Annotated in this window: 19 protein-coding genes; 7 read left to right on the plus strand and 12 right to left on the minus strand. The window is 42.5% G+C overall.

The annotated features are described in order from the left end of the window. Nucleotides 1–68: 68 nt before the first annotated feature. Nucleotides 69–1,649 (plus strand): acetolactate synthase large subunit, encoded by a 1,581-nt coding sequence (locus QNN06_RS15200; RefSeq protein ID WP_284037838.1) that lies wholly within the window; start codon nucleotides 69–71, stop codon nucleotides 1,647–1,649. 68 nt (nucleotides 1,650–1,717) lie between these two features. Here QNN06_RS15200 and QNN06_RS15205 read toward each other — a convergent pair whose 3' ends face one another. The 3 genes from QNN06_RS15205 to QNN06_RS15215 all read right to left on the minus strand — a co-directional run bounded on the left by QNN06_RS15205 (nucleotide 1,718) and on the right by QNN06_RS15215 (nucleotide 5,280). After that, on the minus strand, nucleotides 1,718–3,673 hold the full coding sequence (locus QNN06_RS15205; RefSeq protein ID WP_284037839.1) for a TRAP transporter permease: 1,956 nt from the start codon (nucleotides 3,671–3,673) through the stop codon (nucleotides 1,718–1,720). Continuing rightward, nucleotides 3,660–4,094 carry a DUF1850 domain-containing protein gene (locus tag QNN06_RS15210; protein WP_284037840.1) on the minus strand — a complete coding sequence of 145 codons (435 nt, stop codon included), beginning with the start codon at nucleotides 4,092–4,094 and terminating at the stop codon, nucleotides 3,660–3,662. The genes QNN06_RS15205 and QNN06_RS15210 overlap by 14 nt, the downstream gene beginning before the upstream one ends. 178 nt (nucleotides 4,095–4,272) lie before the next feature. Further along, a complete protein-coding gene (locus tag QNN06_RS15215; RefSeq protein ID WP_213115560.1) occupies nucleotides 4,273–5,280 on the minus strand; it encodes a TAXI family TRAP transporter solute-binding subunit in 1,008 nt (335 codons plus the stop codon). A 166-nt stretch (nucleotides 5,281–5,446) separates the two neighbouring features. Here QNN06_RS15215 and QNN06_RS15220 point away from each other — a divergent pair, with 166 nt between their 5' ends. After that, nucleotides 5,447–5,950, plus strand: coding sequence for a DUF2243 domain-containing protein (locus QNN06_RS15220; RefSeq protein ID WP_213115559.1), 504 nt, complete (start codon nucleotides 5,447–5,449; stop codon nucleotides 5,948–5,950). Next, the gene (locus tag QNN06_RS15225; protein WP_217034702.1) at nucleotides 5,937–6,740 is read left to right on the plus strand and encodes a cytochrome c oxidase assembly protein; all 804 of its coding nucleotides are present in this window, start codon (nucleotides 5,937–5,939) and stop codon (nucleotides 6,738–6,740) included. Before QNN06_RS15220 ends, QNN06_RS15225 begins: the two co-directional genes overlap by 14 nt. A gap of 27 nt (nucleotides 6,741–6,767) precedes the next feature. Here the strand turns inward: QNN06_RS15225 and QNN06_RS15230 are convergent, their stop codons facing one another. The 3 genes from QNN06_RS15230 to QNN06_RS15240 all read right to left on the minus strand — a co-directional run bounded on the left by QNN06_RS15230 (nucleotide 6,768) and on the right by QNN06_RS15240 (nucleotide 9,816). Then, complete coding sequence (locus tag QNN06_RS15230) at nucleotides 6,768–7,673, minus strand: fumarylacetoacetate hydrolase family protein (protein ID WP_284037841.1); 906 nt, start codon at nucleotides 7,671–7,673, stop codon at nucleotides 6,768–6,770. A 14-nt stretch (nucleotides 7,674–7,687) separates the two neighbouring features. Continuing rightward, nucleotides 7,688–8,458 (minus strand): cyclase family protein, encoded by a 771-nt coding sequence (locus QNN06_RS15235; RefSeq protein WP_213115556.1) that lies wholly within the window; start codon nucleotides 8,456–8,458, stop codon nucleotides 7,688–7,690. A 167-nt stretch (nucleotides 8,459–8,625) separates the two neighbouring features. After that, entirely contained in the window at nucleotides 8,626–9,816 is a 1,191-nt protein-coding gene (locus tag QNN06_RS15240) for an aminotransferase-like domain-containing protein (protein WP_213115555.1), read from the minus strand. A gap of 239 nt (nucleotides 9,817–10,055) precedes the next feature. Here QNN06_RS15240 and QNN06_RS15245 point away from each other — a divergent pair, with 239 nt between their 5' ends. Further along, a complete protein-coding gene (locus tag QNN06_RS15245; RefSeq protein ID WP_284037842.1) occupies nucleotides 10,056–10,955 on the plus strand; it encodes a DMT family transporter in 900 nt (299 codons plus the stop codon). 112 nt (nucleotides 10,956–11,067) lie between these two features. Here the strand turns inward: QNN06_RS15245 and cysI are convergent, their stop codons facing one another. Further along, nucleotides 11,068–12,786, minus strand: coding sequence for an assimilatory sulfite reductase (NADPH) hemoprotein subunit (gene cysI / locus QNN06_RS15250; protein ID WP_284037843.1), 1,719 nt, complete (start codon nucleotides 12,784–12,786; stop codon nucleotides 11,068–11,070). Nucleotides 12,787–12,812: 26 nt separating this feature from the next. Then, nucleotides 12,813–14,624 (minus strand): assimilatory sulfite reductase (NADPH) flavoprotein subunit, encoded by a 1,812-nt coding sequence (locus QNN06_RS15255; protein ID WP_284037844.1) that lies wholly within the window; start codon nucleotides 14,622–14,624, stop codon nucleotides 12,813–12,815. A 236-nt stretch (nucleotides 14,625–14,860) separates the two neighbouring features. Between QNN06_RS15255 and QNN06_RS15260 the strand changes: the two genes are divergently transcribed. Together QNN06_RS15260 and QNN06_RS15265 are read left to right on the plus strand one after the other, a co-directional pair. Then, nucleotides 14,861–15,748: a LysR family transcriptional regulator gene (locus tag QNN06_RS15260; protein ID WP_213115551.1), complete on the plus strand. Its 888-nt coding sequence runs from the start codon at nucleotides 14,861–14,863 to the stop codon at nucleotides 15,746–15,748. Between the two features lie 111 nt (nucleotides 15,749–15,859). After that, on the plus strand, nucleotides 15,860–16,705 hold the full coding sequence (locus tag QNN06_RS15265) for an MBL fold metallo-hydrolase (protein WP_213115550.1): 846 nt from the start codon (nucleotides 15,860–15,862) through the stop codon (nucleotides 16,703–16,705). On the opposite strand, the gene QNN06_RS15270 is transcribed toward QNN06_RS15265, so the two are convergent. Together QNN06_RS15270 and QNN06_RS15275 are read right to left on the minus strand one after the other, a co-directional pair. Then, nucleotides 16,682–17,356 (minus strand): NUDIX hydrolase, encoded by a 675-nt coding sequence (locus tag QNN06_RS15270; RefSeq protein WP_284037845.1) that lies wholly within the window; start codon nucleotides 17,354–17,356, stop codon nucleotides 16,682–16,684. The genes QNN06_RS15265 and QNN06_RS15270 overlap by 24 nt on opposite strands. 124 nt (nucleotides 17,357–17,480) lie before the next feature. Then, a complete protein-coding gene (locus QNN06_RS15275) occupies nucleotides 17,481–17,984 on the minus strand; it encodes a DinB family protein (protein WP_213115548.1) in 504 nt (167 codons plus the stop codon). Nucleotides 17,985–18,148: 164 nt separating this feature from the next. Here QNN06_RS15275 and QNN06_RS15280 point away from each other — a divergent pair, with 164 nt between their 5' ends. Next, the gene (locus QNN06_RS15280; protein ID WP_213115547.1) at nucleotides 18,149–18,544 is read left to right on the plus strand and encodes a DUF2243 domain-containing protein; all 396 of its coding nucleotides are present in this window, start codon (nucleotides 18,149–18,151) and stop codon (nucleotides 18,542–18,544) included. Between the two features lie 660 nt (nucleotides 18,545–19,204). Here QNN06_RS15280 and clpP read toward each other — a convergent pair. After that, on the minus strand, nucleotides 19,205–19,789 hold the full coding sequence (gene clpP, locus QNN06_RS15285; RefSeq protein ID WP_213115546.1) for an ATP-dependent Clp endopeptidase proteolytic subunit ClpP: 585 nt from the start codon (nucleotides 19,787–19,789) through the stop codon (nucleotides 19,205–19,207). A 28-nt stretch (nucleotides 19,790–19,817) separates the two neighbouring features. Continuing rightward, nucleotides 19,818–20,507: a sigma-70 family RNA polymerase sigma factor gene (locus QNN06_RS15290; protein WP_284037846.1), complete on the minus strand. Its 690-nt coding sequence runs from the start codon at nucleotides 20,505–20,507 to the stop codon at nucleotides 19,818–19,820. Nucleotides 20,508–20,612 lie beyond the last annotated feature (105 nt).

Consider the following 20,612-nt stretch of genomic DNA (forward strand, 5'->3'; position numbering starts at 1 on the left):
CAAAGAAAACGGGCAGATTTTTTGGACTTTATTTGGTAAAAACTAGAGTATGAAAAAATTTTGGGGAGATGATTGATTTGAAAGTAACGGATGTGCTTGTACAATGCCTAGAGAACGAAGGTGTGGAATATATATTTGGAATTGTCGGAAAGGAAACGCTTGATTTTGCCGAATCCTTGTCAAAATCGGAGCAGATCGAGTTTGTAAATGTCCGGCACGAACAAGGTGCCGCTTTTATGGCAGATGTTTATGGGAGGTTATCTAATAAACCTGGTGTTTGTACGTCCACACTTGGACCCGGTGCCGCCAATCTAATTACTGGCATTGCCAGTGCCCAGCTCGACCATTCACCGGTCGTGGCCATTATCGGCCAGGCGGGCTTGAACAGGCAGCATCCGGAATCGCATCAATTTGTCGACATCGTCAAATTGTTTAAACCGGTCACAAAATGGTGCACGCAAATACTGGAGTCTCAATTCCTTCCAACTGCCATCCGAAAAGCTTTCAGAACGGCAAAATTAGAAAAACCCGGCTCTATAGTGGTCACCCTGCCAGAAAATCTGGCAGCGCAAATGATTCCGAACCTGCCACTGTCTGTGGCACCGATTCCAGAAATTATTCCTGACATGGACTCCGTAAAATCTGCAGTCCGGCTTATTGAAAACCACCTAAAACCGTTTGTTATTGTCGGAAACGGGGTCATCCGTCAGGATGCGGGGGACGCACTGCTCTCCTTTATCGAGGCCCTCGATGCCCCTGTCACACATAGTTTTATGGCCAAAGGGGTGCTGCCAAAAGACCACCCTCAGCAATATTTTACATTTGGCTTTAATGAGCAGGACGAAGTTTTAGCTGGACTAGAAGAGGCAGACTCACTCATTGTCATAGGGTTTGATTTTGTGGAAAAACTGCCAAAGGAGTGGAATCCGAAAAAGCTGCCGGTTATCCATATTGATACAGTTCCGGCAGAAATCAATGAGTATTACCCAGTTCAAGCTGAATTGGTTGGAAATATCAAGAAAACACTTGAAATGCTTGTGCAGCAAAAGCTTCCGCACAAAACATGGGCCCCATCAGGCGGTCTTCAGGAAAAAATAAAAATGGCTTATAAAACAGAGCAAACCGATTCAAATTTAACGATCGAAAACATTCTTCATATAGTTGAAAAATGCTCCAACGAAAACGCAATTGTGATTTCCGATGTAGGTGCCCATAAAGTTGCAATTGCCCGAACCTATCAGCCTAAAAAGCCGAATAGAACGATTATCTCAAATGGGCTGGCTTCAATGGGGATTGCCATCCCGGGATCCATTGGAGCGAAGCTTGCCTGCCCTTCCGACCAGGTTATTTGCATTACCGGAGACGGCGGAGCTTTAATGAATATTTCCGAAATCGAAACCGCCAAGCGTTTAGGCCTTTCTTTTATCATCATTGTCTTAAATGACTCAATGCTCAAACTTGAAGTCCAAATTATGAACAAAATGTTTGGAGAAAACTACGGCCTTACCTTCGGGAATCCTGATTTTGTCCAGTTGGCCGATAGCTTCGGCATTAAAGGTTTCCGGGGTGAAACGTTGTCGTATTTTGAAAAAGTTTTTAAAGAGGCACTTGCCTCAGAGGAAATCGTTTTGATTGATGTTTCCATCTGAAAGTAACCCATAACGGGATATAAAAAGGCGGATCCACCATAGACCTTTTTGGTGGAACCGCCTTGTGTTTACGCGCTTGTTTTAGCAGCATTTCCTCGTTTATTTATTACCTGTAAGGCAAATAAAAGCGCGAACGCCACCAGCCCGATAATGTCGCTTATTTTTTCCGGATAAATCAAACATAAACCGGCAATCAAGGCTACAATCCGTTCTACCCAGTGCATTTTTCTCATCCAAAAACCAATTACACCTGCACTGATGGCAATCATCCCGATAAACGCCGTAAAAACCACCCAAATCAAATACATCCAGGTTGTATTTATCATCAGCAATTCCGGTGACAACACAAACATATACGGTATGATGAAGGCGCTGATCGCCAGTTTGGTTGACTCCACCCCTGTTCGGAACGGCTCACCTCCCGATATAGCCGCTGCAGACATCGCAGCTAAGGCCACTGGCGGTGTAATATCAGCGACAATCCCGAAATAAAACACGAATAAATGGGCTGATAAATCTGGAACCCCTAATAAAATGATGGCTGGTGCGGCAATCGTGGAGGTGATGACATAGTTGGCCGTCGTCGGAGAACCCATGCCCAATATCAGAGAAGCGATCATTGTCAAAAATAAAGTCGGCAACAAATATCCACCGGATAAATCGAGCAAGCCATTCGCCATTTTCAGGCCCAGCCCCGTCTTCGTCACCACCCCAACAATGATACCGGCGGCTGCCGTAGCGGCGGCCACTCCGAGTGCCGACCTTGCGCCATCTGCCAACGCGTCGATGATTCCTTTAAAACCGATTCTGGTTTCTTTTTTAATCGCACTTACCACCACGGTGATGACGATTGACCAAAGAGCCGCGCGGATTACACTCATCCCGGACATCAACAACAGAACGATGGCAACAATCGGAAGCAATAAATAAAGCTTGCTGAATACTTCTTTCCGGTTTGGCATCTCTTCCTTTGTCAACCCGCGAAGACCGATTCTCTTAGCTTCGAAATGAGTCATAATCCAAATTCCGGTAAAATACAGGACAGCAGGTATCGCCGCAGCTTTAGCAATGTCCCAGTAAGATATCCCGTTTCCGATAAACTCGACCATGAGGAAGGCTGCTGCCCCCATCACCGGCGGCATCAACTGCCCACCGGTTGATGAGGAGGCCTCAACTGCTCCGGCGAATTCCTTTTTATAACCAAGATTTTTCATCATCGGGATTGTAAAGGCCCCAGACGTTACTACATTGGCGACTGAACTGCCGCTGATTGTTCCTTGCAGGGCACTTGAGAAAACCGCCACTTTGGCCGGCCCGCCGACACTTCGGCCGGCAATCGCAATCGACAAATCGTTAAAGTATTCGCCCACTCCTGTTTTTATTAAAAAAGAACCAAATAATAAGAATAAGAAGATATAGGTAGCTGACACCGCAATCGGTGTTCCCAATATGCCTTCCGTCGTAAAAAACATTGTTTGTACGAGACGGTCCAGTTCCAGGCCGCGGTGAGCTAAAAAGCTGGGCATATAGGGACCGAAAAGTGCGTACAACATAAATATAATTGCAATTATTGTGATGGGCAAACCAACCGCTCTGCGGGTGGCTTCTAACACCAATACAATCGCTGATAAACCTACATAAAAGTCTAAATCAGTAAGCATGCCAGCCCGTAACACCAAGTCATCGATCATGAGCGGCCAATAGGTGCCAACAACCACTGAAATGGCAGCTAAAATATAATCGTACCAAGCAACCCTATGCTCTATCCCTCGTTTTTTCTTGCTGGCTGGAAAAAGTAAAAAAATAAGCGCTAATGCAAAACCTAAATGAATGGACCTCTGTAGTTGGGCAGTTAACACTCCGAAAATTCCCGTATAGAGATGAAATAAAGAAAAGGCCAACAGAATGGCAAACACAATCCAGCCAATCCTGCCCTTCAGCTTTCTTGCCCCTGCTTCCGGGTCGTATTTTTCTAAAAGCTCCTGCTGTCGTTCTTCAGACAGTGCTTCCTCATAAGTACTCAAGGATGTTCACTCCTTTCCAAATTTGAAATATATTCAGTTTTCGTATTTCTACTTTAACGACGGTTCCCGGTTTAATGGTATGCGCTAAAGGATATTCTTTATGTTTAAAAATGACGCGGTGATTTGCCCTAACCTGTCCGATTCGCAAATAAAAAGATGGGAAAATTCGCTTCATGTTCTTGATGTAATACTTTCCAGATAGTTGTTCAAAACGTTCTCCATTTTCTGCATTTGCCGGCATGCCAATCGATGTATCCTCATACTCAAGTTCATATTGCTGGATTTGCTGACTGGCGGTGATTTTGTAGCTTTCCACTACATCAGACAGGTGGATCGAATGGGTGTACTTAATTTGAAAGGTGGATTCATTGTTTAATAGAATAAAAGCGGCTTTGGAACTTGAATGGACTGGTGTGAACACAAGCGCCTCCCGGAGTGGAATGCATGCTATTACTAGTATAGGGATAGATAAGCAGATTGCTAGCACAATGAATATTTGTGCTATATTAGGAATTTTCATTTTTCCTCCTTAAATAATGAAGAAAACGAGACCGGCTAGCGTTTGCCAGAGCCGGTCAACATATGTGAACAAGATAGTTTTATTGGGCTTTGACGCCTTTCTCATCAAAGTATTTTTTTGCTCCCGGATGGACATCGATCCCTACCCCATTTAGGGCATTCTCCACTTTAATGAGCTTCCCTTTGGCATGGGTCACTTTATCGAGATTTTCAAAAATGGCTTTCGTAATATCGTATACGACTTGTTCGGACAGGTCACTTCTTGCTACAAGCATGGCCTGGACAGCTACAGTAGAAACCACAGAACTAAGTCCATAAGTACCGGGTGGAACTTCATCCTTGATATAGTAAGGATACTTTTTAATCAGCGCGTCGATTTTATCCTGGGCAATTGGAACAATCACCACGTCTTCTGTTGCAGATAGACTTTCTACGGCTCCAGTTGGCGTACCTGCCGTTACAAATGCTGCATCAATCGTCCCGTCCTGAATTCCTTGAGTCGATTCGTCAAAGGAAAGGTCCTGCTTTTGAATATCCTTGAAGCTAAGGCCATGCACTTCGAGAATTTGCTCTGCATTTGCTGCTGTTCCGGAACCTGGTGCTCCCACAGAAACTTTTTTCCCCTTCAAATCTGCTATGGATTTGATACCTGATTTCTTTGTCGTGACAATTTGAATGGTTTCTGGATAGAGGGTGGCAATGGCCTTAATATTTCCGACCTTTTCCTTGAACATCAGCTTACCGTCAACAGCATAAGCCGCAATATCGGTCTGGGTGAAAGCAATTTCTCCGTCACCATTTTTTAAGGTGTTCATATTTTCTGCGGAAGCTCCTGAAGTCTCAGCGTTTGCTTCGATTCCTGTGGCATCCTTAATAATCTTCGCAAAAGAACCGCCCAGTGGATAATAGGTCCCGCCTGTTCCACCGGTCAAAATACTGATGAATTTTGGCTTCTCTTCTGCTTTTTCACCGCCGCTTGTCCCGGTTGTGGTCTCTTCCTCCTCCTTCGTGCTGGAACCGCATGCTGCCAGAATCATAGACATGACCACAACAAAAATCATAGAGAGAAGAAACTTTTTCTTTTTCAATTGTAAGATCCCCCTTTAAAAATTTTCTATCTGTCGTAACTATTTTTATTAAGTAGAAGGAGGAAACTTGTCATTTACGGTTAAATTGGTGCTTTAGTCCTAATTCTTGATTATGGCTTTTCTATTTCGGATAAAGTAATAATAGGAAAATAATGAGGATGGTAATATGGCTGTAACGATTAAACAAAAAAATAAGCAAGAAGTTTATTCTACACGAAATGTTTGGTCGGGCTTCCTGTTTGGTCTAGGATTAGTGGCATTTATAGATGAAACTGTTTTTCACCAGCTTCTCCACTGGCATCACTTCTATGACAAATCCACTACTGGTATCGGTCTGGTTTCTGATGGACTTTTCCACGCATTTAGTTGGATTGCGACTGTAGGGGCACTGTTTATGGTGGCAGACTTGCGGCGCCGGAACGCATGGGAGACAACAAGATGGTCAGCAGGCATGTGCCTCGGTGCAGGTTTATTTAATCTATATGATGGCATCATACAGCACAAACTGATGAAGCTGCACCAGATTCGCTATAACGTTGAAATCATTCCCTATGACATCGTGTGGAACGTTCTAGCAATTATGATGATAATCGCAGGCTTCATTCTTCTACGCCGGGCACGGAGAAAATCTTCGCCCTCAGGAGAGCTGACAGAAAATGCACTCCAATAATCATGTTACTCACTATTTGGACGATACATTTTTACAGGTTGTCCTTTTATTACCGCTCGTGCTGGTATTATTTTTGTATCTGTTAGCAATTTCCTTATTAAAATACCGTAAAAAATCATGGCCGTCGAACCGGACATTTTTCTTTGTTTTAGCTATATGTTGTGCTGTTGCCGCGGTTAGCGGACCCTTAGCTGTGCGGGCACATCAGGATTTTACCGCACATATGCTCGGCCACCTGCTTTTAGGCATGCTGGCTCCCTTGTTAATGGTACTAGCGGCTCCTCTGACACTAATCCTAAGAACATTGAATGTTATCACAGCGCGGAGACTAGTTTCCTTTTTAAAAAAGAGGTACTTTCTGTTTCTTGGTGATCCGGTTGTTGCTTCCCTGCTAAACGTCGGAGGACTTTGGGTTCTTTATACAAGTGACCTTTATTTGACTATGCATAAACACACCCTTGTTTACGTGGCAGTCCATTTACATGTCTTTCTTGGAGGATATATATTTACCTCCGCGCATGTTTATATTGATCCAATACCGCATCGAAGAAGCTTTGTATACCGTGGAATTGTGATGGTAGCAGCGTTTGCCGGGCACGGAATCCTTTCCAAGTACATCTATGCACATCCGCCTGCAGGAGTTCCAGCTGGGCAGGCTGAGTTAGGGGGTATGTTAATGTACTATGGAGGCGATGCAATTGATCTTATTATTGTCGTTATTTTTTGCTATCAGTGGTATAAAGAAAGCCGCCCTCGCGTGAAGGCAGCTTCAGAAAGCAGAACACTCTGAAAAAGTAAAAAATGTCTCAAATAAGAATTAAATGATCTGGTTCTTCAATTTTCCGATCCCGGTGATTTCCAGCTCCACGGTATCGCCGGGCTCTAACCAACTGTGAACCTCTTGTCCAAGCTCCAGAAGGCAGCCTGTTCCAACGGTGCCGGATCCAAGGATATCTCCCGGGTAGAGCGTGACTCCAGCTGATGCCCTTTCGATCATTTGCCCAAATGAGTAATAGAGATCTTTGGCATTTCCTTTCGAAAGCAATTCTCCATTTACCTTGGCCGTCATCGTTAAATCAAAGCCACGGCCGGAACGATATTTTTCAAGCTCATCCTTAGTGCCGATGACAGGTCCGATTGTTGTCGCAAAGTCTTTCCCTTTTGCTGGCCCCAGACCAATTTTCATTTCCTTCTGTTGCAGGTCACGTGCTGACCAATCATTGAATATGGTGTAGCCAAAAATATAATCCTCGGCATCCTCTGCATTGATATTCTTCCCTTCTCTGCCAATGATGCAGCCCAGCTCCAGTTCATAATCCAATGCTTGGCAGCCGGGCGGGCGTGCTATTTTTTGATTGTGGCCCGACAAAACTAAATGGTTGGTAAAATAAAAAGCAGGTATTTCATACCATTCTTCGGGTACCTTGCGGCCAGTTAGTTTCCTGGCATTCAATACATGAAGTTCAAAGGCCATAAAGTCTCTTACACTCGGCGGGTTCGGCAGCGGTGCAGTTAATTGAACCTCGCTTAACTGATAAGACGGCTTTGCAAGGTCTTCCAAATTCTTCAGGATAGGCAGATATGCATTGTAATTTTTAATTAATTCTAATAGATTGTCAGGCAGCTCACCGTTGCTGACGAGATTCATATCATAGACGTACTCATCCTTAATCCAGCCGGCTTTTTGGCGGCCGTTTGCATCAATAAATGTTATAAATTTCATTCCTATTTTCTCCTTTATTCAAAAATGGCAACTGGTCTCGCCCAGCCTGCGCTGGCACCTGTTATTTTCACCGGAAAAACCGCTACTTTGAAGCCGAAACGTTTTGGCAGTAAATCCAAGTTTGCTAATTTTTCAATTTGGCAATATTCTGCTTCCTTTCCAACATAATGGGCCGCCCACAGGACGCCATCACGCGGATTTTGCTTATAATCGGCGGCCTGATGATAAAGCGGAATGTCCCAGCCCCAACCGTCTGTTCCCATGACTTTTATTCCTTTTTGAATGAGCCAGCGTGTTGCATCCGCCGAAACGCCTGCGTGCATTGCCGCGTAGTTTTCTTCGAAGTATTTTTTGTCAGCATCCGTCCTGATTAAGACGATATCATAGGGCTGCAACTGATAATTCATTTCTTCCAATTGCTTTTCCAGATCTTCTATTTTGATTTCATAGCCCGTTTCCCTGTCGCTAAAATCAAAGAGAACTCCATGGCCATAGAACCATTCGAGCGGAAGTTGGTCAATTGTCCTAGATGGTTCTCCGGCTGTTTTGGCCGCATAATGCCACGGAGCGTCAACATGTGTTCCGGTGTGAGTTGTCAGCGTGACCGTTTCTACCGCCCAGGCAGCGCCGTCCGGAAAATCACTGGCCTTTAAGCCTAGGATTTTGGCCGCCTGCTCGGCCCCCTGTTCGTGCGATTCATAGATGATTTCAGGAGGGAACGGCTCCTTAGCCCTAATATCCAATGGAACACTTAAATCAATGATTCGCAATTGGCTGCGGTTCATTTAATTACCCCTTTTCCGTAAAGGTATAGGTTGGACATTTTCCGTTTACGACTGAAATCATAACAAATATAGGTTAAAAATGTTGTCGAAATTTACCAATGAGTGAGTATTAACTCATCAAAAAAAGTGTTAAGGAAATTAATCCTTAACACTTTTTCAATTTAAATTTATTTAGAATGTGCCGGCTTCAGCAGGACACTTACCAACCGGTCCATCCCCTCCTGAATCCGTTCAGGTGAAGAATGGCTGAAGTTTAGGCGGAAGGTGTTATACTTTGGCTGACCTACATAGAATGGCGCACCTGGCACGAAGGCTACACCCTTTTCAACTGCCTGGTGAAGCAACGCGGTGGTGTTAATCTCTTCATTTGCTTCCACCCACATAAACATGCCGCCTTTGGGTTCAGCACACTTGAACAAGTCAGTGCCGAGCTTTGCAAGGTAATCCCGCATAATCGTCATTCGATGATAATACTCTCGGCGGATTGTCTGAATATGGGAATCCAAATCAAAATCACGCAGCAAATAATAAAGAGCCTGTTGGTCTAGACTGCTTGAATGCAAATCGTTCATTTGCTTGGCTTTCGCCATCATTTGAATGATTTCGATCGGACCGGTTACCCAGCCTGTGCGCAGTGCAGGAACAACGGATTTCGAGAAGGTACTCGTATAAACGACATGGGTACGTTGCTCATCAAGTGATGCCAGCGGCTGGTAATGCTCGTGTTCATGGAATTGAATATCCCCGTATGGATCGTCTTCTAATATAAGAATATTATATTGATAGCAAAGGTTTAGTAATTGCTGGCGTCTTTCTGCGCTCCAAACCTTGCCATCTGGATTTGAGAAAGTTGGAATTACATAAACAAATTTAGGCTGGTATTGTTCCAGTTTAACCTTTAAATCCTCTGGGTCCATTCCCTCCTGATCACTGTGTACTGCAATTACCTCTGCTCCGTATGAGTGGAACACCTGTAAGGCTGATAGGTATGTAGGATCCTCGGTGAGCACGACATCCCCTTCGTTTAGCATGACTCTTGAGAACAAATCAATAACCTGCTGGGATCCTGTTGTTACCAATATATTTTCAGGGGAAGATTTAATCCCCTTACGCTCCATTTTTACTTGAATCATTTCACGAAGCGGAATAAAGCCTTCGGTCAAACCGTATTGTAAGGCGTTGTTTCCTGAGGAAAAAACTTTATCGTAGGCAGTTCTTACCGCTTCCACTGGGAAAATGTCCTCGGCAGGCAGTCCTCCGGCAAATGAAATGACATGTGCCTGCTGTGTTACCTTTAGGATGTCCCTGACAGCAGATGATTCAAAGCTTTGAGTACGAGATGCAAATGGATAATTCAATGTTAGTCGCTTCCTTTTTTGAAAAATAAATAGTTCAATATAATGCTATTTTACTAAAGCATATAATTGAAAATTGATATTATTTTAAATAGTATAATATAAAATCCTTAGATGCAAGAATTTATTTCTAAATGTTTTGAAAAATTGAAACCATTCGCTTTCCTAAATATTTTCAAAGTAGTATTATAATTTAATAGTATAAACAGAATGTTTCAGACTAACTAGAAAGGGTAATCTACATGAAAAAAGGTGTTGCACTATTAATCTTAGCCACTATTCTTTGGGGCGGTAACTACATATGCGGACGTTTTCTGGCACCGGCTCTGCCGGCAACACTGCTAAACACGATACGGTGGGGAATATCGACGATCCTTCTTTGGGGAATACTTGCTTTTAATAAAATGGATTTCCCTATCTTAAAAAAATGGAAGGAATTTTTGATTCTTGGGTTTTTTGGGGTCTTTGCTTTTTCAACCTTAAATTACTTAGGATTAAGATCATTAAGCGCTTCGCACGCAGGAATGATTTCTGCCGGGATTCCGATTGCCATTTTACTATTTACTCCGTTTGTCTTAAAGGATAAAATTCATGCTAAATCGTGGATTGGTGCTATCATTTCCGTGATTGGCGTGATGATTTTAATTCAGGGAAAACAAGGCGGGGCGTCCCAAGGCTCCCTAATCGGAGAAATTGAGATTCTGTTATCTTGTTTGGCTTGGGGAATGTATACGGTTCTCGGCAAAAAATATGGGAAAAGTATAGACCCGCTGACCATGACTGCCGGAGCATCTTTTTACGGCACCCTCCTAAGCGCATTAAGCTGTATCGGCACAGTTGATACGGGAATGATTCATATGACCGGCTCGGCGTGGCTGGCTGTCATTTATGTAAGTACACTGGCTTCGGTTGTAGCCTTCTTTTCCTGGAGTGCTGGAGTCGAAATGGTTGGACCAGCACTTGCAGCACCATTTATCAATTTACTGCCCGTTTGGACCGTCGTGTTCGGAGTATTGCTCCTACATGAGAAAATATCCTTTATAACCCTTTTAGGAGGTATTATAACGATCGCAGGAGCTGTTTTTACAAGCTACCAAACGTCAAGCAATAAAAATAAAAAAGGCCTGATCGAAACTGCTTAAATGTGATAAAAACGTTAAAGGTCCTGTCCCCCAACACCATTAAAGCGTTAAGCTTTAGGAGTGTGGAAAACAGGACCCTTTTTTATGCTCATGTGTTATCTTCTCTAGTTATTTAATCATGGAAATTCGTACCGTCAGTCGTTGCTTTGATGATACCGGCACGGATGACAAAGTCACCGAAGTACTCGCCTTCCTCGCGTTCTTTGGCATAGCGTGAGAGAAGAACACGAAGTTCTTTTAATATTTCTTCTTCCCCAATGTTTTCACGGTACATCTTGTTAAGTCGGCTGCCGTCAAAAGCGGCTCCAAGGTACATATTATATTTTCCGACTGCTTTACCCATAAAAGCAATTTCACCCAGTCCAGGACGTGCACAGCCGTTCGGGCAGCCTGTCATACGAATGGTAATTTCCTGGTCACGAAGACCATTTTCATTAATAATATCCTCAATCTTATCAATTAACTTAGGTAAATAGCGTTCTGCTTCCGCCATGGCCAATCCGCATGTTGGAAGTGCTACACATGCCATCGAGCTGCGGCGTAGGGCTGAATGATGCTTCCCATCCGTTAAACCATATTGGTCCATCAGTTCGGTAATCTTTTTCTTCTTCTGGCTGGATACATTGGCAATGATCAGGTTCTGGTTCGTTGTAAGACGGAACTCGCCGGTATGGATTTTAGCAATTTCGCGCAAGCCAGTCTTTAGTTTATAATCATCATAATCCTTTACCCGTCCACCCTCAATAAAAAGGGTATAATGCCATTTTCCGCCAACCCCTTTTACCCAGCCGTACCGGTCGCCGTTACTTTCGAAATAGTATGGCTTCGCTTCTTCGAGGCGCCAGCCAAGGCGGTTTTCAAGTTCTTCTATGACAGTTTCCAGTCCGAGGCGGTCAACAGTGTACTTGAAGCGTGCGTTTTTGCGCTCTGACCGATTGCCATAATCGCGCTGAATAGTAATCGTTTTTTCTGCCACATCATATAGCTGTTCAGGTTTACAGAAGCCTATGATCTTAGCCAACTGTGGATATGTTGCTTTATCACCATGCGTACTTCCCATACCGCCGCCAATAGCAACATTAAATCCAACCAAATTACCATCTTCCACAATCGCAATAAAACCAAGGTCGTTAGAAAAGACATCGACGTCGTTTGTTGGAGGAATGGCCAGCGCGATTTTAAACTTACGCGGCAAATAAAGTGGACCGTACATCGGTTCAATATCATCCACTTCAGGCGTTCCGGCCACTTTTTCTTCATCGAGCCATATTTCATGGTATGCTCTTGTACGTGGCAATAAATCGTCACTTAGTTTCTTTGCCCATTCGTATATTTCACCATGAATTTCGGATTGATATGGATTGGAAGTAGACAACACATTTCGATTCACATCGCCGCATGCTGCAATGGTATCTAAAAGCGTATTATGAATTCGCTGAATGGTATTTTTCATATTCCATTTTAAAATTCCGTGCATTTGAAAAGTTTGACGAGTTGTTATTTTAAGTGTCCCATTGCCATTTTCTTCGGCAAGGTCATCCATAACAAGCCATTGTTCAGGAGTTGCCACTCCCCCAGGCAAGCGGACTCGAAGCATGAATTGATAAGCTGGTTCAAGTTTTTGCTTTGCGCGCTCATTACGGAGATCCCTGTCATCCTGGAGATAGCTGCCATGGTGTTTCATCAGGCGGTTGTCATCGTCGGGAATGCCAGAGCTGAGTCGATCTAGCATGACTTCTGTCAATGTGCCGCGCAAATAGTTACTTTCTTTTTTTATCCGCTCAACATCGCTTGGCGGGCCATCCGGTGCTTTTAAAATAGAGTTCACCATGTTGAAAAGACTCCTTTCAAATCCAATCAATATACGTCACGCTGGTAACGTTTTTGCTGCTGCATTGCAGTAAGATAATCTGCCGCCTGTTCACGGCTCATATTGCCTTCTTTTTCAATAATTTCAAGTAATGTAATATGAACATCATGTGCCATATGCTTTTCATCGCCGCAAATGTAAATGTACGCACCTTCTTCAAGCCAAGCGAATAATTCCTTACTGTGCTCTTGCAAACGGTGCTGCACGTATACTTTTTCTGCCTGATCCCGTGAAAAGGCAACATCCATTTTTGTCAGCACGCCATCTTTAAGCCATTTTTGCCATTCTGTTTGATATAAGAAATCTGTTACAAAATGCTGATCTCCAAAGAACATCCAAGATTTCCCTTCAGCTCCTGTTTCTTCACGCTCCTGCATAAACGAGCGGAATGGTGCTACACCTGTACCAGGTCCGATCATTATGATTGGTGCATCCGGATTGTTTGGAAGCTTGAAGTTTTCATTATGCTGAATGAAAATCGGCAGAGTATCCCCCGCTTCAAGACGTTCCGCTGTTAAAATCGAGCAGACGCCCTTGCGTTCACGGCCGTTGGTCTGATAGCGAACAGCGCCAATTGTCAAATGAACCTCGTCTGGGTTAGCTGTTAAACTGCTGGCAATAGAGTACAAGCGAGGTGGAATTTTTCGCAGCACAGAGACAAACTCTTGTGCTGTTTCTCCCCAAGCTCCAAAATTTTGCACTAGATCAAGTAGATCTCGCCCATCTATATATTCCCTTAATTTTTCTTCATTTCCTTCTGATACGAGCTCCTTCAACTCTAAATTCGTTGAAAGCTGAGCAATTTTTTCAAGAAGCGGCTTGGTCAACACGGTAATTTCATAATATGAAGTAAGGGCAGTCTTAAGTGGACGTATGTCCCCTTGTTTCACGTTTACCGGATCTTCTTTCCCCCAAGGCAATTCCTGAATAAGCAGGTCGACAAGAGCTGGGTCGTTCACCGGATAAACCCCGAGTGCGTCTCCCGGTTCAAAGCTAAGGCCGGAACCCTCAAGCGATAATTCAAGATGACGAGTTTCTTTATTGGAACCGCGTCCATTCAAATTTAGGTTTTCCAGAACCTCAGCCTGAAACGGGTTTGTTCTGGAGTAGACGGATTCCGCAGCCTTTACTTCACCTGCATGCACTGGAATACCCGCTGCCGATGAACTTCCTCCCAGTGCTTCATTCAAGCTGCCAAGAACACCCTGAATCCATTCCCCTGCCGGCTCGTCAAAATCCACATCACAGTCAAAGCGTGGATAAAGTCTAGTGCCCCCAAGCTCTTCCAAACGTGTGTCAAAATCTTTTCCGGTTTGACAGAAAAACTCGTATGAGCTGTCTCCAAGTGCCAAAACGGAAAATTGCAGACCGTCAAGCTTTGGCGCCCGTTTTCCAAACAAAAACTCATGGAAGGATTTTGCGTTATCAGGTGGCTCACCCTCACCATGTGTACTGGCAATAATGAGGAGGTTTTGAACCTTTTTTAAATTGTTCGGTTTAAAATCACTCATCGCCGAAACGGTTGCTTTAAAACCGATCCCTTCAAGTGCCTGACTTGCTTTTTTCGCCAGACCCTTGGAATTTCCAGTTTGCGATCCATAAAGAATCGTCACCTCTTTGGATACGCTTTGGGATTGTACAGGTTGCCCTGCCGGTGCTCCCAATACAATTGAATTCGCAGAAGCAGCAAAGTACCCGCTTAACCAAACTTTTTGCGATTCCGTTAAGCTTGGCAGAAGACGATTTAGGAGCTCTGCCTGCTCCTCAGAAAATGGACTGTTCAATACCTGAAGTTGCAAAAAATATCACTCCCCTAAGGAAAATAAGCCATTTTGAAATTGCTTTAAGACATCATTTTCAATGAAAAATTGATTACTATTATAATAGTTTTACTATTCCTATAAGTCAAGTAGGAATTATAGAAAAACTATGCTTGCTGATATGTCATTTTCACTTTACCGAATATCTAAACATTAGTAAAATAAATATTAATTATCGAAACTATTAGTTTTTTTAATAATAAGGCGGGATTCATATGCATTACGAAGAATTAAAAACGTTCGTCACCCTTGCAGAGGTGAAAAATTTTACAAAAACGGCGGAGCTGCTGCTAATGTCACAGCCCAGTGTGAGTTTACATATCAAAAATCTTGAGAAAGAATTTCAAACAAAATTATTTCTGCGCTCTCCCAAATTCCTGCAAATCACTCCGACGGGTGAGATACTTTATGAACGAGCCAAACAAATGATTACCCTTTACGAACAAACTAGGCAGGACATTCTTGAACACCAAGATTCCATAAAAGGTGAATTAATCATCGGGGCCAGTTTTACGATTGGAGAATACATCCTCCCGGCTTTACTAATTGACCTGCAGAAAGATTATCCCGAATTGAATCTTCACGTGGTGATTGGCAATACCGAGGAAATTGCACAATCAGTCAAATTGTATAAAGTGGATATTGGATTAATTGAGGGGCACACCAATGAAAAGGAACTATCGGTCCACCCTTTTATGGAAGACGAGCTTTTCGTGGTTTCATCGAACGACCATGAACTCACCCAAAAAAAAGAAGTAACGATGGCTGACCTGCAGAATCAAACGTGGGTAACGCGGGAAAATGGTTCCGGAACCCGTGAGTATTTAAATCATGTTATTCGTTCCAATGGTTTGAAGGTCAAATCCTTTTTAACCATCAGCAGCAGTCAAGGGATTAAGGAAACGCTTATCAATGGAATGGGGCTGTCACTTCTGTCCGGAAGTATCATTGACAGGGAGGTCAAGCAAGGGCTGCTATCTATTATTCATGTAAAAAATCAAACTTTTAATCGAACTCTTTCATATATATACTCGCCTATCATGGAAGAAAAGCGAAATGTAAAGACCTTTATTCATTCCTTAACTCAAAAATGGCCGAAGTAAAATGACTGTGCATCCTTTTCTCTATTTTTCAGCAGGATTTTTTCATTAGCACGATGAATAAATTAGTAAATAAATAGAAATTTGCCGAAAAAGGATGAAAGGATGTTTTTTGTGAAAATAGTAAATGAACTAAAAATAATTCGAGTTCCCATTCCTACCCCTACTTTACTGCCCCATATGACAACGAACTGCTATTTGATTGGGAACGCGCAGGAAAGCATCTTGGTTGACGCTGGATATGACCAACCGGAAACGCGAAGTGAATTAGAAAAAGCCCTTGTTGAAAATGAAATCGCTGTCCCGGAAACAATTATTCTTACACACGCTCATCCTGACCATGCTCCAGGTGTTTGTCAGCTGATCGACTGGAATCCGGGTGTGTACTGCCATCACCTTGAAAAAGAGGAAACACAATCAGCCATTTCACCTTGGCGCAATATTTCTTTTTTAAAGGATATGGACATCCTGCGTATCGCTGGTGAGGAAATACATATTCTACATGCCCCAGGCCATACGGCAGGCCAGTTAAACCTGTATATCCCTTCCCAACAAATTCTCCTCGCTGGAGATAATATTGTTGCGGAAGGAACATCCTGGATTGGCCCTCCGGATGGTGACATGGGCGATTATTTTAAAACCCTTCATCGCCTACAACAGTTAAAGATCAGTCAAATCGGTCCCGGCCATGGGGAATGGGTTACAACGCCGTATGAGCACATTGAGTTTGTGTTGAACCGAAGATTGTATCGGGAAAACCAAATTAAGGACTTACTGAAAGAACATCAAAGTTTAACTTCCGTCGATTTAACGAATTTGATTTATCAAGATTCCATTCATCCTAGTGTGTTTGAAGTGGCAAAAAGAACAACTGAGGCACATTTAATCAAATTAATAAACGAGGAATCCGTCATTCAGCATGAAGAAGCATATATTTTAAAAAACAATCTTGTAGTCTAATCGATTAAACTCCGGCATCGAAAGCTGACCGCATTTTATATAATGAACAATTGTTTTCAATGTATGAATCGTTGGAGGTGCTAATGGAATTGTTTCCTCTTCATATCGGGTTAGAGCTTCTTGGGGATTAATCCATAAAGAATCATCAATTTCATTTTCATCTGGTATTGGCGTTTGACCCTCGGGCAGCCTGGCCAGGAAGAATTTTGTATCAAAGCGAATTTTGCTTTGACTAGGTGTGACAATTCGGCCAAAATAAGTTAAGTATTCTAGATTCAGATAAAGCGCTTCCTTTTTTAACATGTGTAGAAAAGAAATTTCTCCTTTAATTAACAGACGGCGGTATTCCAGGGCGGTATGTTGGTCCAGAAGAACTGGGGTACCGTCGACTGTTTGACAAAGAAGAATCCCTGCTTCCTCAAATAATTCACGTGCCGCGGCGATGTAGTAAGACTGGCTAATTGATTTATCCCGCTTTTCGTTTTTTATATACTCATCATCATAGATGGCATCGCTGTCATCTACCGCTCCCCCGGGGAATACATAAATACCTCCCATAAATTTCATCGTTTTCGGCCTTTGCGTCAAGAAAACTCTGTTCTGATGATCCATTAACACAACTGTGGATGCAGGTCTTGGTGTAACCTCCATATTTCTACCACCTTTCTGTTATTTATAGTTTAATTACATCTATATTCAACCAATCGAGCAAATTTCCCTTCCTTTTTCCATAAGAAAAAGCACACTATTTTTTTCTAGTGTGCTCGAAATGTGATTATATGGCTGGTGCTTCCATTCCCATTTGGCTCCATTCTTCCCTGGCAGGGCCATATACACCAGGTACCTGAAGTCCGGCTTGACGCATTAGCACGGTCATCTGGCCGCGGTGATGGATGACGTGCTTGATGAGAAGATTTAGGGTAACTGCCTTTGGCATCTTCATCCCAAAAACATCTTTCATTTCTGTTAAAGAGTCATCGGTCCACTGCTGCTGGACTGCTTCAACGGTGTCGGCACTTACCTTGCGAAATGCATCAGCGATAGTTTTGGCTGAAGTTGGGACTGTTCCTTCGTTTTCAACCAGGGCTACATTGATACCGAATTCCTTTAACATTCCCGGTGTACTGGTGACAATATGCCAGCCAATTCTTCCAAGCGAACGATCATCCGTTGACACCATTTGTTGAAGTGAACCGTCGGTTAAAGCATCCATGATTTTTTGTGTAGAGCCCGCCTCTTGATTCCATTCTTGCACGAATTCTTGGATTGATGTATACATAATTATTCCTCCGTTTTGTTGGTCATGATTAACTACCTATATCATTATTACCAAAATGTGGATGTTCATGTATGGTATTTCAACTTCAAAAAATGATTAACGTAGCTTGTCTTTTAGAATATAATTTTAAAAGTGGTTTAATTTCATTAAAGGGGATTTATCAAATGAGAATACTAGGAGCTATTACAGCATTTTTTGTAACTGATTTTTTCTTTCATTTAATTGATGCCTTAGCGATGGGCTTGAAGGCTGAAACGCAAGCGCAGCGGATTGGCGCCGTCTTTTTAGGGTTGCTTGTACTTTTGATCTTGATGGCTGTCTTTTACCGCTTCTTTTCACGTTCATTCTTTAACGGGTTTACCGTCGCCGCTGGTTTGTTCTTGAGCTTTGATATTGTTGTCTTTCATTGGATTTTCCAGCTTCATCGAATTACCAATGGGCCGGAAGCCAATTGGCTGGAGCCGTTGTTTGTTGTCTTTGGGTCCTTTTTTGTGTGGTTTGGAATCAAAAAAGAACGGTCTGCTGGAGTGAGCAACCATAATGGTATGCCATTTACATGAAAAACCGCCTGGATTTGTCGTTAACGGTTTACTTGTGCGGTGCAAAACTTTAATTCACAGATCTAATCAGATTGCAAATCACATAAATTTCACAACATAAATGATATTTTCACAGTCAAAAAGGCTTAGAGATATTTTTTCATCTCTAAGCCTTTTTTGTATTATCTTTTTTCACTTACTCCCCCGTATGTTGTACAAGTCATTAGACGCTAAAGCGAGTTTGATAAATAAGCGGAGAAATTTCTCTTAATTAGGAAATAGCACTGAAAATAGCTTAAATAAGCGGAAATATTCCGACTATTGACTCAAAAAACGTGAAAATGGGTAATTTTTCTTTACTTAATCGGAAAAACTCCGCTTATATACACCGAACCGAGTCTATTCTGAAGTCTAACCGAAAAATCTCCGCTTATTTTAAATATCAACATAATCCACGTACTAAATCGCAAATAATTCACCACCCCATAATAATTGTTTCATACCGTGTGATTTACAATGTGAATTAGTACAAAATAAGCAACAAAAGGCTGCCGAAATATTGATAAATCAAAAAAAACGCACTGTGAATTATATCGGGTATTCAAGTGCGTTTTCCTATGTGTTTTAAAACGTTTTCACCTTTAAAGTAAACCCGTTAATTTGTCGTCCAGGCGGTTTTTGTTAACGCTTCGGATATAAAATTTCATCTATTATCCCATATTTTTTGGCTTCTTCGGCGCTCATGAAGAAATCACGATCAGTGTCTTTTGCCACTTTTTCAATTGGCTGCCCAGTACGTTCAGCGATGATTTGATTAATGTGCTCGCGGAGTTTTAAAATACGTCGGGCAGATATTTCGATTTCGGTTGCCTGCCCTCTAGCTCCTCCCAATGGCTGATGGATCATGATTTCGCTGTTTGGCAGGGCAAATCGTTTCCCTTTTGTTCCAGCCAGGAGCAGCATGGCTCCAAACGATGCTGCCATTCCGGTGCAGATGGTGCGGACATCCGCCTGAATATATTGCATTGTATCAAAGATGGCGAATCCAGCTGATGTTGATCCTCCCGGAGAGTTAATATAAAGGGAAATTTCTTTCTCGGGGTTATCCGCAGCTAAAAATAAAAGCTGCGCTACCACGCTGTTGGCCACATGGTCATTGATTTCATCGCCAATAATGATAATTCTATCCTTTAACAAGCGCGAGTATATATCATAGGATCGTTCGCCGCGATTCGTGTTTTCAATCACATATGGAATGGTATTCATTATAACCGTCTCCTTTTAAGCAATTTGGCTAAGCAGCCATACAGAGAGTGCTTGAAGGAGAGAAAGTTTGAATAAACTTTGCTTTTGGAATTTCGCTGATAAAAGAAGGTAGCCTTTCAATAAGAAGCGTTGGATCTTCGCTCTTTAATGCTTCATAAAAGAGTTCTGCTAATTGCTCGCGTTCATCGATATTCCAATATGTTTCTGCAGTCAGGGACTGGTCTTCGTCCTTTAATTTTCCAAGACGATTTTTCGCTCGGTGCAAATTAGCCTTTACCGCCATTTCTGATGTGTATAGGATTTCTGCAATTTCCTTTATTTGATATTGAAAGGCCTCTTTTAATAAAAAGATAATCGACTGCTTTGGGGTGAAATGATTGATGAGCATCTCAACAGTATTATTTATCTCATCCAGAGTTGCGTTGTGGAAAGCTCCGGCAAATTCAGTTTCCTCTTGAATGCTTTCCTTTTTTCTTTTTCGAATGACATCCACCCAGTGGTTATGAGCAATTTTATTTAACAGGGCGGGCGTTACCCTCTGCTGTTGATTTTCATACTTTAAGGCTTTGAGAAAAGTTTCTTGTGCAACATCGTCCCCATCCCACGAGTTTTGAGTAAGAAAGTGACAATACTGCTGAAGCTTCTGGTAATGATCCTTCCAAAATAAATCTGTCTGTTCAGCAGATTCATTAATCTTTGAGTTAAGCTTGTGTAACATGGTTTTCACTCCTTTTTGCACTCTCTACACTTTAAACGGATATGGGGAGACGAAAAGATACGGGGTTAAAAATTTTTTTATAAATTTAATTTATCATATTCAATA

The sequence above is a fragment of the Neobacillus sp. 114 genome, assembly GCF_030127045.1.
In the GTDB taxonomy this organism is placed as follows: Bacteria; Bacillota; Bacilli; order Bacillales; family Cytobacillaceae; genus Neobacillus; species Neobacillus rhizophilus.